We start from the raw sequence: 13455 nt of genomic DNA, 5'->3' as shown, positions 1-13455 counted from the left end.
GGCGCGCAGCATGCTGCCGCAGCCGAAGTTGCGGCCGCCGATGGGGCGGCCGCGCCTGGGGGCCGGTCAGGCCTTCGCGCCCTGGTGTTCGCGCAGATAGGCCAGCACCGTCTCGGGCGAGGATTCGCCATAGGGGTCTTCGCCGTGGTTGTCGCAGCGGCCCGGTTCCTCGAACAGCTTTTCAACCACCCCGTCATCGATGATGGCCGCATAGCGCCAGGACCGGCAGCCAAAGCCGAGATTGTCCTTGCGCACCAGCATGCCGACCTTTTCGGTGAACTCGCCCGACCCGTCAGGGATCACCTTGACGTTTTCCAGGCCCTGCTGCTTGGCCCACTGGTTCATGACGAAGGCATCGTTGACCGACAGGCAATAGATCGCGTCAATGCCAAGCTCTGCCATTTCCGCCGCTGCCTTTTCGAAACCCGGCAGCTGGTAGGTCGAGCAGGTCGGCGTGAAGGCGCCGGGCAGAGAGAACAGCACGACGCGCTTGCCCTTGAAATAGTCGCTCGTGGTCAGCGCTTCCCAGCGATAGGGGTTCGGCCCTTCGATCGTCTCGTCGCGCAGGCGAGTCTGGAACGTTACCTCGGGCAGCTTTTCGCCAACTTTCATGGGGGCATCCTCTTTGTTGGGGCGATGCGGCGGACACCGCCTGAGGCGCCGCCACGAAGTCGGCGGTAATCTGATCATCAGGCGCAGGTTGATCAAGCCCTCTCGAGGGATTAGGTCTGGGACCAGCCTGCCGGCCCGCATGCGGCGCCGGCCTTTTCCGCGAGGGTTCCATGTCCGACGCGCCGCCGATCCTGCGCCATCCCGAAAAGGCTCATCGCCCCGATCAGGCGCAGCCCGCCAAGCCGGCCTGGATCCGCGTCAAGGCCCCGGTCAGCGCCGGATACAAGGCCACGCGCGACATCCTGCGCGACAACCGCCTGTCCACCGTCTGCGAACAGGCCGGCTGCCCCAATGTCGGCGAATGCTGGAGCCAGGGTCACGCCACCATGATGATCATGGGCGAGATCTGCACCCGCGGCTGTTCCTTCTGCAACGTCATCACCGGCAAGCCGCGCGCGCTGGACGTGTTCGAGCCGGGGCGCGTCGCCCATGCCGTGCAGAAGCTGGCGCTCAAGCATGTCGTCATCACCAGCGTGGACCGGGACGATCTGGATGATGGCGGGGCCGATCATTTTGCCCAGACCATTCGCGCGATCCGCCATCGCAGCCCCGATTCGACCATCGAGGTGCTGACCCCCGACTTTCTCAAGGCACAGCCGGGGGCGCTGGAAACGGTGGTCGAGGCGCGGCCCGACGTGTTCAACCACAATCTCGAAACGGTGCCGGGGCTTTATCCGACGGTGCGGCCGGGCGCGCGCTATTTCCATTCGCTGCGGCTGCTGCAGCGCGTCAAGGAACTTGACCCGGCAATGTTCACCAAATCGGGCATCATGGTGGGGCTGGGCGAGGATCGGCAGGGGGTGCTGCAGGTCATGGATGACATGCGCGCGGCCGGGATCGATTTCATCACCATCGGCCAATACCTGCAGCCGACGCCCAAGCACCACCGGGTCGATCGCTTCGTCACGCCCGAAGAGTTCGCGGGCTATGAAAAGGCGGCCTGGGGCAAGGGATTCCTGATGGTTTCGGCCACGCCGCTGACGCGGTCCTCGTATCATGCGGGCGATGATTTCGCACGGCTTCGCGCCGCAAGGCAGGCCAGGCTGGCAGGGGGCTGATCGCTTCAGGCCAAGGCCGGCCCCTGATCGTCGCGGGCAGGGCCGCATGGTCGTTGCATGCCAAGGCGGGGCGCAGGGATTGCCCTAGTGATTGGCGGTCATTCAGCCGGATGGCGGACAGGGGCTTGCGGCTTGTCGGTGCCACGAACGATCATGGCCATCACAAGGGCAACCCCAAGGGCGGCGGCCGGCACGATGATGTCGAATGCGGTCATGGTTTCAGTCCTTCCGCAGATAGCCCAATATGTATTGGGCAACGCCGTGGATCGCAAGACCGATCCCCGACCAGGCAGCAAGGGTCAGATAGGATGCCTGATGTGTTTCAACCACCGGCCGCAGGATGGCGATGCCGATCAGCCCGATGCTGATGGCATTGAGGAAACCGGCGGCGAGCTTGAGACGCTCGTTGCGGACAAGTGACATGAGGACCGCTTTCGGCAGGGCATATCCGCTTCAGGTGCCCCAGCCGCCGTGCGGCGGCAAGGGCAGGGTTGCGGCATAGGGCAAACCCGCCTAAAAGGGCGCAAGGTCGATGGCCCGTGTGGCGGAATGGTAGACGCAGCGGACTCAAAATCCGCCGCCGCAAGGCATGTCGGTTCGAGTCCGACCACGGGTACCACGCCGCGCCGACCCGCAGGCAAGTTCAATCCCTGATTTCCGGCCTGCCTTCCGTTGCATGCCGCAACAACCCTTGGCCTTGCAGGTTTCAGGCGGGCAGGGTCAGCCGCGCCGCAAGTCCGCCCATTGCCGCCACGCCCAGATGCAGGCTGCCGCCATGCAGGGCGGCAAGGTCGGCCACGATGGCCAGCCCCAGCCCGGCGCCCGGCGGCCCCCGCTCGTCCAGCCGGCCGCCGCGGGCCAGGGCGGTGGAATGGCCGCTCTGCGGCAGGCCCGGGCCGTCATCGGCCACCGTCAGCGTCAGGCTTGGCCCCTTGCCTTCCACTGTGACCGCAATGCGGCTAGCGGCATATTTCACGGCGTTTTCCAGAAGATTGCCCAGCATCTCCTCAAGATCCTGCCGCTCGCCGGCAAAGCGCGCGTCAGGGGGGCAGGCGATCGACACGGCCAATCCCCGGTCGCGGCAGGGCTGGCGCAGGACCAGCAGGATATCGTCGATCACCGCTGCCACGGGCGTCCAATGACCCAGCAGCCGCGGGGCGCCGGCGCTGCGGGCGCGCCGCAGATGCCATCCGATCTGCCGGTCCATGCGGGCGATCATATCCTGTCCGGGATGATCGGGTGGCAGGGTGTTTGCCAGCGCCGCCATCGGTGTCCTGAGGGAATGGGCCAGGTTTCCCAGATGATCGCGCGCCCGCCCGATGACCGAGCGATTGGCCTCCAGCAGGGCGTTGATCTCTGCCGTCACAGGGCGCAGCTCGGCCATCGGCTGCTGCGGAAGGGATTCGGCCTGCCCCTGCCGGATCGCGCGGATGTCGCGCCCCAGCCGGTCCAGCGAACGCAGCCCCAGCGTGACCTGCGCCAGCGTCGCCGCCGCCAGCCCCGCGCCCAGCGCGGCCAGCGCCAGCGCCAGCGGCCGGCGCAGGCGGGAAATGGCCCCGGTGATTTCCGCCACCGGCGCTGTCACTGTGACAGACAGCGGCGCATCCTCTCCCGGCAGGGTGAAATGGCGGTGCAGCACCCGCAGCGGCTCGCCCTCGGGCCCGGTGCCGGGGCCACCGGCGAACTCTGCCTGCGGCGGGTGCAGATACAGGTCAAGCAGCGATGGCGCCTTGTCGATCACCTGCCCGCCCTCGTCCTGCAATTGCCAGGACCACAGCGACAGGGGAACGGAAAATCGCGGATCGATGGGCGGCGCGACCAGCCGAAGCCCGCCGTCCTCGTCCGCCTCGATGCCGGCGATGATGCTATCGGCAATCGCCGCGGTTTCGGCATCGAAGCGGTCGGTGATGAACCCGGCCAGCAGCCCGCCGATCACCCACCACGCCGCCAGCAAGGCCAGCGTCAGCCACAGCGCCGCCGCCGCCAGCAGCCGCGCGCGGATCGACCCCAGCCGCGGGATCACGCCGGATCGCCGCACAGGACATAGCCTTCGCCGCGCCGCGTCTCGATCAGCCCTTCGCCGATCTTGCGGCGCAGGCGGCCGATCACGACCTCGATCGACTTGAAGTCCCTGTCGCTGCCGGCGTCATAGAGATGTTCGGACAGTTCGGTGCGGCTGACGACCCGCCCCGGATGGTGCATGAGATAGCCCAGGATGCGCGTTTCAAAGGCGGTGAGCCTGAGGGCCATGCCGTCGCGGGTGATGACGCCCAGCTGCGTGTCATAGCCCAGCGGCCCGGCTGTCAGCACCGCCCGCGCATGACCGGCCGCGCGGCGCACCAGCGTCTGGGCGCGCAGCACGACCTCGTCCAGGCGGAAGGGCTTGACCGCGTAATCATCCGCGCCGGCGCGAAATCCGGCGACCTTGTCGCTCCAGTCCCCGCGGGCGGTCAGGATCAGGACGGGCAGCGACAGCCCCTGGGCGCGCCAGCGCGTCAGCACCTCGATCCCCGGCAGGCCGGGCAGACCAAGATCGAGGATGGCCACGTCATAGGTTTCGGTCATGCCCATGAATTCGGCCTGCGCGCCGTCGTTGGCGATGTCGGCGACAAAGCCGCCTTGGCGCATGGCAGCGGCGATCTGGCCCGACAGGATGGGATCATCCTCGACGATCAGGCAGCGCATCAGTGCCTGTCCCCCGCGCGCCTGCGCCCAGGCCGTCTGGCGGCGGCAAGGTCGGGCCCCCGCACATCGACAAAGCGGCCCGTGCGGGCATCCATGCGGATGTCCAGAACATCACGCCGGGGCGTGACCATCCGCAGCCGATAGACAAGGGCGATGCCCACCTCCGATTCCGCAGGCGTGGCGGGACGGGGCGCGATGTCCAGCACACGGCCGATGAAGCGGTCCTGCGCCCGCAGGACGGCCAGATGCATGGGGATCGCGCCCGCCTCTGGCGCGCCTGCAAGGCCGGTCTGTGCCAGCGGCGGCGGGGCCATGAAGGTGAAGGCCGTCCCGGCAAGGGTCGCCAGGGCGATCAGGAGGGCTGTGGCAAGGACGCGAGGGGCCATTGCGCAGCGATATATCGCCTGACGTAAACGAATTCCAAACGGATGATTGGTCATAGGTTGCGCAAAAGGCAGCTAGATACTGATTCGTCCGGCGCCGGTCTGCATGGCGCTGGACAGGACAGAAAGGAAAACCGATGCTTCGCCTCTTTCGCAACTCTGCCGCGGTGATCATGGCAACGGCGGTGCTGGCCGGGCCCGCACTTTCGCAGACGGCTGCGCCTGTGCCCGCCGGGCCGTCCACCCAGCCCCCGGCGGCGGCGGCACCCAACGGGCAGGCACCCCAGGCCCCTGCGGTAGTTCCCGGGGGGTCGGCACAGGTGCCGCCGCCCCCGCCTTTGGGCGGAACAACGGCCGCTGCGCCCGGCACTGCGCCGCAGGCCGCGCTGCCGCAGGTGCTGGGCGATCTGGGCATCCGTGATGCCGCCGTCCTGGACGGACGCAAGGGTGAACAACGGGTCGAAGGCACGCTTCCGGGCGGTGCGGCCTTCCGCGGGGCCATCGATCCGCAGGGTCAGTTGCGCATGATGCGCCTGACGGACGAGGCCGGCGCGCTGCCTGACGACATCATGCGGCGCCTGGTTCCCGAACCGATCCGCAATGCCCCTGTCTTTGCCGAATTCGCGCGGGTGCAAGGCGTGACGCGGAGCGAGGACAGGATCATGCTGTCGGGCGCTGATGCACGGGGCATGCCTGTGCGTGCCGCATTTGGCACTGACGGAACCCTGCAACGCTTCGGCCGGGGCGAGGATGGCGGCCCGCGCCAGGGCAAACGCGAGGGGCAGGGAGATCAGAACCCCGGTCGGCGCGACCATGACGGGCCGCGCGACAAACGCGGCGGTATGGACCGGGACATGGGCCATGGGCACGGCAAAGATCATGAATGCGGCGGTCACCATGGCAAGCCCGCACATGATCACCGCCCCGGCGATCGGGATGGCGAACGGGGCGAGGATCGGCGGAATGACGCCCCTGCAGAGGGCGCGATGGGACGCGCGCGCGAAGACGGCCCGCCGCCTGCCGATGGGCGGGGGCGGGGCGGCCCTGACCGCGCGGAGCCGCGAGAGCCGCTGGACGACGCTGCGGTGCGCTCGATCCTGACAGACGGAGGTTATACCGAACTGGGCGAAATCACCCGCAACGGACCGCGCGCCGAGGTTGCGGCGAAAAATCCCGAAGGGGAGAACGTCACCGTCACCATCAGCCCCCGCGGCGTGGTGGTGCGCGAACTGGCGCGCTGACCGCGCGCGGGCAAGCGCGGCCTGCCGACCCATCCTTAACAAACCGGGGCTGCGCGTGGCGCGGCCCCGGCCAGGCGCGCGGCGCTGTGGGCCAGGCCGGCCTTTCGACAGCACGGCGGCTTTCCCGGCATGCGGGCGGGCCTGGTCCCTTCCGCAACGCCGCGCCAGAACGCGCCCCGGTTCGGCCATCAGGGCCGCAGGGGCGCCAGTCAGTCCAGGGCGCGTGCGATGCCGGACAGATCATAGCCGGCGCCGGCGGCCTTGTGCAGGATCTCAGCCGCGGCAAGCCGCCCGCTTTGACCAAGCGCCCAGGTGGTGGCCGACCGGGTGCCGGAACGGCAATAGGCCAGGATAGGCCCTTCGTCTTCATCGAGGATCTGCGTGAAGCGGGCGATCAGGTCCGGGCTGAGATGGCCCGGCTCTACCGGCAGATAGTGAAAGGCCAGCCCCGCCGAAGCGGCTGCATCGGCCATCCGGCTGCTTTGCAGCTGCGCCGGGTTCTCGGCATCAGGGCGGTTGCAGACCACCGTGCGGAAGCCCGCGGATGCCAGTCGGGCCATGTCTTCGGGCAGGATCTGCGGGGCGACCGAAAGCTGCGGTGTAAGGCTGCGTATGTCCATGGCGGACTCCTTTTCCAAGATCACGCCGAAGGGCTGGCAAGCCGCAGGCCGGGCGGCGTTCGGCAGTGTTTCTGGGCGGCGCCGCCGAAAGATACAAGCACATCAGCGCGGCTTTCCAACCCATCGGCCTATTCGCCTCGGGCTGGCGGTCGGCCGGGCATGCCTGCCTTCTTCAACTGTCGCGAACCGCGCCCGCCAGCCACTCAGCCCATGGCGGCAGGCCGGGCGGCAGATCGCTGCCCGAGGTGACCTGCGCCACGATCCAGGCGGCCGCAGGGGCAGGCGGGGCGGCCCATGCCGCGCCGGGTGCGGGAAGCGGCGGGATGACAGGGGCGAGGCGCTGATCCGCCACCCCCGTGCCTTGCCTGGCGGCAGCGGCGCGGCGGCGGCGGTCTTGCAGGCTTCCCGCCAGGCGGACCAGCATGGCCGGATCGGCCAGCGCGGGCAGGGCGCGCGACCAGTGGCGCGCCTTGATCGCCTCGACCAGCCGTTCATAGCGCAGGCTGCGCCGCAACTGGCGCCCTGCGGCGCGCGCCGCCGCGCGCGATGTTGGATCGGGCATCGGCGGCAACGCCTCATGCGCAGCCAGCATCGCCGCCACCGTTTCCACCGAAAGCCGGTGCGAGATGGAATTCGCGTGCCGTCGATAGGCATAAAGCGGGTCGGGCAGCAGCAGAAACCGCGCGCCCGCCATGACCATGCGCAGCACCAGATCGTGGTCCTCGCCGATCCGTAGGGCGGTATCATAACGCCGCCCGGCCAGGGCCGCCCGCCGGATCACCGGCTTGAGATAGCCATAAGCAGGCTGGCGCGGATCGGCATGGCCGGCCAGCAGATCGGCCGCGCCCAGCAGCACGGGAGGGGTGGGGGACAGCGTCTGCAGCAGGGTCCGGGACTCAGCATTGCCGAAATGCACGAGGTCGTCGGCAGCGATGTCGGCACCGGCCGCTTCTGCCGCCGCGACCAGACGGGACAGCCGCTGCGGGTGGATCAGGTCGTCGCTGTCCACGATTGCAATCCAGTCGCCGCGCGCAGCATCCAGGCCCAGATTGCGCGTCGCCGCAGGCCCCTGGTTCCGGTCCGAGACAATGACCCGCACGCGCGTATCATCCTCGGCAATACGCCGGGCGATCGTTGCGCTGTCATCATCCGAGGCGTCATCGGCCAGGATCAGCTCAATCCTGGCCTGGGTCTGCGCCAGTACCGCCGCCATGGCCGCCGGCAGATGCGCCGCGCCCCGATGGTTGGCCATGATGACAGAAATGAAGGGATCGGATGCTGAACCCGTCAGGGCCGGGATCTGCGAGTCGTCATGGCTCATGAATGCACCTTGCAGCCGGACTGCGCCCGGTAATCTATGGCAGGAATGCGGCTTTGAACAGATGTCCTCGGTCAATGGCTGCGGCTGGCCCCATCGATTGCCGTGCGTGACCGCTGCGATGCCGCGCTTGAAGGGTGATGCCGCTTCAGGCCAGCCACTGTGCAAGCCATGGGGAGAAGCTACGGAGGGAGATGGCTTACCTACTACGACCAGAGTTCTAGATATAATCCGTATTATGTAAATTTAGGAGCATTCTGCATTGTAGAACCTGGCTCCGACACAACCAACGAACCGATTTTCGGTGTCCGGCTCAGCAATGAGCCGTCCACGATCCTATCCTGACCGTTACCCTTGCTGATTCCACGCACGCTCGGCAAGGCCGCTCTGGTTATCGCGCCAGCCAGGCAACATGGCCTGAACATCGGCGTCACGCGGCCTTTGGCGTCGAGTCCTCAACGCGGTCATCTAAAAAGCCGTCCCCTGACATCACCGCCAGCGCGTGCAGCCTTGCGCCGGGTGCCCGGTCAGCGCGTCAGGACGGTGACGGCGCTCATGCCCTGCGTGCGGGCGCGGTGGCCGACAGACAGGATGCCGCCGATCTCAGATGGGTCAAGCCCGCGGCGCTCGCCATCCTGTGCGGCTGAACCGTCATTGCCGGTGATGCCGCCGACCAGAACCATGTTGCGGATATGGGAAAAATCGGCATCCGGGGCAAAGGCTGCGGCGCGTGCAATGCCATAGGCCGTCGGATCGCGCTGCAATGCGGCCACCAGTGAAAGGTTGCTGCGCACGTCCAGGTCGCGCGGGGCGATCGCGCGTGCCCGTTCCAGCAGCGCGCGCGACTGGGCCAACTGTCCTGCCCCCGCCAGCGCCCCCGCTTTCAGCAGCATGCCGCGCACATCGCTGTCGCCTGCCTGGGCCGCTGTCTTCAGCGCGCCGCCGAAATCGCCCACGGCCAGCTGACCGCGCCCATAGCCCAGCACCAGATTGCGGTCCGAGGGCGAAAGGATCAGGGCCTCGCGATAGGCCCCCATGGATTCGGCCCACATTCCCTGATCGGCGTAAAGGTCGCCCAGCCGCGACAGCGCCGCCGTATCGGCAGGGTTGGTCTTGAGCGCGCGGCGCAGTTCGACCACCCGCTCGACTGCAGTGGTCTGCCGGGTCTCGGCCACGCCGAAATTCGGATCGTTGCAGGCACTTGTCAAAGCGGCAAGCATCATCGCCGGCATCAGACGGGACAGGACGGGAACAAGGCTCATGCGGTCAGCATCCTAAGGCGGCATTGCAGGTCATAGCCGGACAGGCCGCGCCGGGGCAAGGTCACTGCCGCGCATAGCCGCCCGCCCCCGGCAGAGCGGCCGTTGCAGGGATCGCGGCCCCCTGCCCTGCGGCGGTTGCCCAAGGCGCGCTGCGCACGCCGTAAAGATAGCGGTCGGCCGCTGCGCCGACCGGGCCGGCGGCAGGACGCCCGGCCACCTGCGGGCGCACAAGATCGCGCGCATTGGCCACCTGCCGGGCAAATACCACATCGCGCTGGCAGGCCGAAGGGGTCCCGGAATAAAGCGAAGGCCGGTCCGGGCGGCAGGCGGTCGCCATCAGCCGTCCTCCTTCGTCATAGCCATAGGCCGGCTCGGCCGCATGGCGGATCACGTCGCTGTCAGGAATCATCGGCTCGGCGCAGCCTGCCGCGACAAGCAGCGGGATGAAGGTCACAAAAATCCGGGTCATCGGGTGATGAATCCTACACTGGCCTGGGGGGCGGGGCGCTGCGGACGGGTTTGGACCGCATCCGAGGCATCGGCCAGATACGGGGTGATGAAGATCATCAGTTCGCGTTCCCGCCGATTGCGCTGGTTCCGGCCCAGCACCTGGGAAAGTCCCGGCACCCCGGCGCTGGTATTTGCAGAATACTGCTCGTAAAGGCCGGCGATGGCAAAGGTCTGGCCGCTGGCGACCTCGACGGTGGTGTCCGCCCGGCGAACGGACACGCCGGGCACGTTGAAGCCGCTGACCGACGAGGTATTCGCCTCGTCGATAAAGCTGACCTCGGGCGTGACATGCACCGCGATGCGGTTGCCCGGCAGGATCGTCGGGGTGAAGTCGATGGAAACCCCGTATTCCTTGAACTCTGCCGCGATCACACCGTCACCCTGATTGACGGGATAGGCGAATTCGCCCCCCGCGCGAAAGCTGGCGGTCTGGCCCGTCACCGTCGTCAGCGTCGGCTCGGACAGGATCTGCACCACGCCCCGCGTCTCGAGCGCCTCGAGCAGCGTGTCGAAGGTCAGCCCTCCGGCGCGGATGCGCCCGCCGACCGCGGGACTGTTGTAGGGGGTGCCTGAAAGGAACCCGGTCGCATCGCCGATGCTGGTGATACGGATGGGGCCGGCCGTGCTGCCGTCCAGGGCCGAGATGTTCAGCCCCATCCGGCGCAGCTCGCTGCGCGAGGCTTCGACAAAGCGAACGCGCAACGAAACCTGGTTTGCCCCCGCATAGGTGGTGCGGTCCTGCACCAGCAGCCCCTGCTGATCCAGCACCCGGCCTGCGCCGCTGACCGACTGCGCGGCGGTCACGTCCATTGCCTCGCCCGACAGGATGGCGCCGTCATCGGTTTCGGTAAGGCTGATGCCCCGGCCCAGCGAACGCCCTGCCCCCCCGATTCCGCGCCGGACGCGGACGCTGAACTGCCGGATCGTGCGCGACTGGGCATCGCGAACCACGATGGTTGTGCGTCCGGGGCCCACGGCGGTGACAAAGATCGACGTGGGCGAGGTCGCCTGCGCGTCGGCAATGCCGGGATCGGCGACCAGCACGCTCGACGCGCCGGCAGGCATCGCCAGATCCCGCCCCTCGCCCACGGTCAGTTCGATATTGGCCGCAGCCAGTGCGCCCGTCGCGCAAAGCAGCGTCATCCACAGGGCGGTCAGCGCCGAAAACAGGCGCCTGGTCATCGCAACGACAACATGGCGAGGGGTTGTACCTTGTATTGGGGGGCGATTTCCTTGTGCGACAGCACCGGAAGATCCATGTCGTGGCTGGTCAGGAAACGCCGCAGGAAACGCCGCACATCCATTGCCGACAAGAATACGGGCGTGCGCGCATGGGCCGACAGATCGCCAACCGCGCCCCGCAGCATGTCCAGCAGCCGCCGCGACTGCTGCGCCTCGAGCGCCAGATAGACGCCCGACGGCGCCTGCCGGATCGAGGCGCGGATCGCCTCCTCGACATCGGCCTCGATCACGTAAGCGGCGATTGTCCGTTCGCCATCGGCATATTTGTGGCTGATCTGGCGGGCCAGGGCGGCGCGCACATATTCCGCCAGCAGCTCGACATCCTTTTCACGCGGCGCCCATTCGACGATGGTTTCCAGCAGGATGCGCAGGTTGCGGATCGGGATCTCCTCCTCGACCAGGCGGCGCATGACGGCGGCGACCTTCTGCACGGGCAAGGCCTTCTGGGCCTCGGCCACCAGGCTTTCATAGCGCCCTTCCATCGCGCCCAGCAAGGCGCCGACCTCCTGCACGCCCAGGAACTCGGCCGCATGGCGCGGCAGGCGGGCGCTTGCCTGCGCCGCCAATGCCTGTTCCGGGGTCTGGATGCGCAGGCCAGCCCGGCGCAGCGTCGTTTCTGTGTCCGCCTCAGCCCACCAGCTGACCCGTTCGGCAGCCGACAGGGGCGCCTCGGCGAGCGTGACGCCAAGGATGCGCGCCGCATCAGGCTGATCCAGCAGCCGCAGCTTGCCCGGCGGCAGCGAGCCTTCGGCAACGGGAACGCTTTCAACGCGCAGCTGCCAGCGATCGCCCGGCAGGTCAGCGTCCGTGCCAAGCTGAAGCCGGGGGAACGGCACGCCCAGATCATCGAACAGCCGCGTGCGTTCGCGCAGCGCCGCGGCGTCGAAATCGCGCCGGTTCAACCCCTGTGCAATCTCTGGCCCGACCGAGAGCTGGATCGGGGGCATCGGCACCATCATCAGATCCGTTCGGCCGACTGCGGTCGGCGCCTCGGGGCCAAGCGGATCGGCATCCTCTCTTTCGCGCTGGGCATTGCGCGCCATCAGGATACCGCCGCCCCCGATCAGCGCCGCCAGAACCAGGAAGGTCAGCGCGGGAAAGCCGGGGATCAGCGCAAAGCCGACCAGCACCACGCCCGCGACCTGCATCGCGCGGGGGCTGGCGCCGATCTGCCCGGCGATGTCGCGCCCCAGATCGGACGAGCCGGCATGGGTGATCCGCGTGATGACCACGCCCGAGGCGATCGCCATCAGCAGCGCCGGGATCTGGCTGACCATGCCGTCGCCGACCGTCAGCACCGAATAGCGGTGCAGCGCCTCGCCGAAGGCCATCCCCTTCTGGCCCACGCCGACGCCCAGGCCGCCCAGGATGTTGACGGCGATGATGATCAGGCCCGCGATGGCGTCGCCCTTGACGAACTTCATCGCGCCGTCCATCGAGCCATAGAACTCGGATTCCAGCTGCAACGCCTCACGCCGGCGGCGGGCCTCGGCCATGTCGATCTCGCCCGCGCGCATGTCGCTGTCGATCGACATCTGCCGGCCCGGCAGCGCGTCGAGCGAAAAGCGCGCCGACACCTCGGCGACGCGCTCGGCGCCCTTGGTGATCACGATGAACTGCACGATGGTGATGATCAGGAACACCACGATCCCGACGACCAGGCTGCCGCCCAGCACGAACTTGCCGAAGGTTTCGACGATCTTGCCGGCATCCGCCTGCAGCAGGATCATTCGGGTGGTCGAAATGCCGATCGCCAGCCGGAACAGCGTCGCAAACAGCAGCACAGCGGGCAGGGTCGAAAAGGTCGTCGGCTGCGCCAGATAGACCGACACGATCAGGATCAGCACCGACAGCGCCATGTTGGTGCCGATCATCACATCCAGCAGCCAGGTCGGCAGCGGCAGGATGATCATGAAGACGATCAGCACCAGCAGGACGATCAGCGCCAGATCCTGGCGCCCGGCAACCTGCCGCAGGAACGAGGCTGCGCGCTTCATGCCCCTGCCCCTGTCGTGGGCCCTGCCGCGGCGCGGCCGTCCTCGATCGCCTGTTCCAGGGCGCGGCGCGCCTCCTCAAGGCGGCCCTGCCGCAGCAGCACGCGCGCGGCCAGATAAAGGCGGGCCGCGTTTTCGGCCGGCGTGGGAGGCTGCGACAGCCCCGCCCCGTCGTCGTCAAAGCGCTCAAGCGCCGTCATCGCCTGTGCCGGATCGCCTGCCTGCAGCAGGGCCTCGGCCACCATCAGCACGGTCCGCGGGCGCAGATCGCCCATCGCCATCGCCGCCAGCCCCAGCACCATCGCACGCGGCGCGCCCGCATGGCGCAGATGGATCAACCCCAAGGTCGCCAGCGTCCGCCCATGGGCGGCGATCTCAACCGGGTCGTCGGTATCGGGGCGCGGAACACCCTCGGCCGCCGCGGCCGGGATGGGCGCGGGCAGGCCGGCTGAAACGGCCGGCATGCCGCC

The 13455-nt window shown here is 68.2% G+C and carries 14 protein-coding genes and 1 tRNA gene; 3 read left to right on the top strand and 12 right to left on the bottom strand.

What is annotated here, in order from left to right; genetic code table 11:
• Nucleotides 1-66: 66 nt before the first annotated feature.
• Nucleotides 67-612, bottom strand: coding sequence for a peroxiredoxin (locus tag B0A89_RS13315; RefSeq protein WP_085378529.1), 546 nt, complete (start codon nt 610-612; stop codon nt 67-69).
• Between the two features lie 170 nt (nt 613-782).
• Here B0A89_RS13315 and lipA point away from each other — a divergent pair, with 170 nt between their 5' ends.
• Complete coding sequence (gene lipA / locus B0A89_RS13310; RefSeq protein ID WP_085378528.1) at nt 783-1730, top strand: lipoyl synthase; 948 nt, start codon at nt 783-785, stop codon at nt 1728-1730.
• Nucleotides 1731-1949: 219 nt separating this feature from the next.
• On the opposite strand, the gene B0A89_RS13305 is transcribed toward lipA, so the two are convergent.
• Nucleotides 1950-2153 carry a hypothetical protein gene (locus tag B0A89_RS13305; protein WP_085378527.1) on the bottom strand — a complete coding sequence of 68 codons (204 nt, stop codon included), beginning with the start codon at nt 2151-2153 and terminating at the stop codon, nt 1950-1952.
• A 112-nt stretch (nt 2154-2265) separates the two neighbouring features.
• Between B0A89_RS13305 and B0A89_RS13300 the strand changes: the two genes are divergently transcribed.
• Nucleotides 2266-2349 (top strand) — tRNA-Leu (locus tag B0A89_RS13300).
• Between the two features lie 87 nt (nt 2350-2436).
• On the opposite strand, the gene B0A89_RS13295 is transcribed toward B0A89_RS13300, so the two are convergent.
• From B0A89_RS13295 to B0A89_RS13285, 3 genes are read right to left on the bottom strand one after another with little or no spacing between them, the layout of a single operon-like run.
• On the bottom strand, nt 2437-3753 hold the full coding sequence (locus tag B0A89_RS13295) for an ATP-binding protein (protein ID WP_085378935.1): 1317 nt from the start codon (nt 3751-3753) through the stop codon (nt 2437-2439).
• Nucleotides 3750-4415 carry a response regulator transcription factor gene (locus B0A89_RS13290; protein WP_085378526.1) on the bottom strand — a complete coding sequence of 222 codons (666 nt, stop codon included), beginning with the start codon at nt 4413-4415 and terminating at the stop codon, nt 3750-3752. The genes B0A89_RS13295 and B0A89_RS13290 overlap by 4 nt, the downstream gene beginning before the upstream one ends.
• A complete protein-coding gene (locus tag B0A89_RS13285) occupies nt 4415-4801 on the bottom strand; it encodes a PepSY domain-containing protein (RefSeq protein WP_085378525.1) in 387 nt (128 codons plus the stop codon). The genes B0A89_RS13290 and B0A89_RS13285 overlap by 1 nt, the downstream gene beginning before the upstream one ends.
• Nucleotides 4802-4935: 134 nt before the next feature.
• Here B0A89_RS13285 and B0A89_RS13280 point away from each other — a divergent pair, with 134 nt between their 5' ends.
• A complete protein-coding gene (locus tag B0A89_RS13280) occupies nt 4936-6039 on the top strand; it encodes a hypothetical protein (protein ID WP_085378524.1) in 1104 nt (367 codons plus the stop codon).
• 209 nt (nt 6040-6248) lie between these two features.
• Here B0A89_RS13280 and B0A89_RS13275 read toward each other — a convergent pair whose 3' ends face one another.
• From B0A89_RS13275 to B0A89_RS13245, 7 genes are all read right to left on the bottom strand, one after another.
• Nucleotides 6249-6659, bottom strand: coding sequence for a protein tyrosine phosphatase family protein (locus B0A89_RS13275; RefSeq protein ID WP_085378523.1), 411 nt, complete (start codon nt 6657-6659; stop codon nt 6249-6251).
• Between the two features lie 172 nt (nt 6660-6831).
• Nucleotides 6832-7980: a glycosyltransferase family 2 protein gene (locus B0A89_RS13270; RefSeq protein ID WP_085378522.1), complete on the bottom strand. Its 1149-nt coding sequence runs from the start codon at nt 7978-7980 to the stop codon at nt 6832-6834.
• A gap of 524 nt (nt 7981-8504) precedes the next feature.
• Nucleotides 8505-9239, bottom strand: a complete 735-nt coding sequence (locus tag B0A89_RS13265) for a tetratricopeptide repeat protein (protein WP_085378521.1) — start codon at nt 9237-9239, stop codon at nt 8505-8507.
• Nucleotides 9240-9300: 61 nt separating this feature from the next.
• On the bottom strand, nt 9301-9708 hold the full coding sequence (locus tag B0A89_RS13260; protein WP_085378520.1) for a hypothetical protein: 408 nt from the start codon (nt 9706-9708) through the stop codon (nt 9301-9303).
• Nucleotides 9705-10931: a type II and III secretion system protein family protein gene (locus B0A89_RS13255; protein ID WP_085378519.1), complete on the bottom strand. Its 1227-nt coding sequence runs from the start codon at nt 10929-10931 to the stop codon at nt 9705-9707. Before B0A89_RS13255 ends, B0A89_RS13260 begins: the two co-directional genes overlap by 4 nt.
• Nucleotides 10928-12988 (bottom strand): type III secretion system export apparatus subunit SctV, encoded by a 2061-nt coding sequence (sctV, locus tag B0A89_RS13250; protein ID WP_085378518.1) that lies wholly within the window; start codon nt 12986-12988, stop codon nt 10928-10930. The genes B0A89_RS13255 and sctV overlap by 4 nt, the downstream gene beginning before the upstream one ends.
• On the bottom strand, nt 12985-13449 hold the full coding sequence (locus B0A89_RS13245) for a CDC27 family protein (protein ID WP_085378517.1): 465 nt from the start codon (nt 13447-13449) through the stop codon (nt 12985-12987). Before B0A89_RS13245 ends, sctV begins: the two co-directional genes overlap by 4 nt.
• Nucleotides 13450-13455: the final 6 nt, after the last annotated feature.

Source organism: Paracoccus contaminans, from assembly GCF_002105555.1.
GTDB lineage: Bacteria > Pseudomonadota > Alphaproteobacteria > Rhodobacterales > Rhodobacteraceae > Paracoccus > Paracoccus contaminans.
Note: the sequence above shows the minus strand (reverse complement) of the source record. Positions and strands in the feature narration are given on the sequence as shown.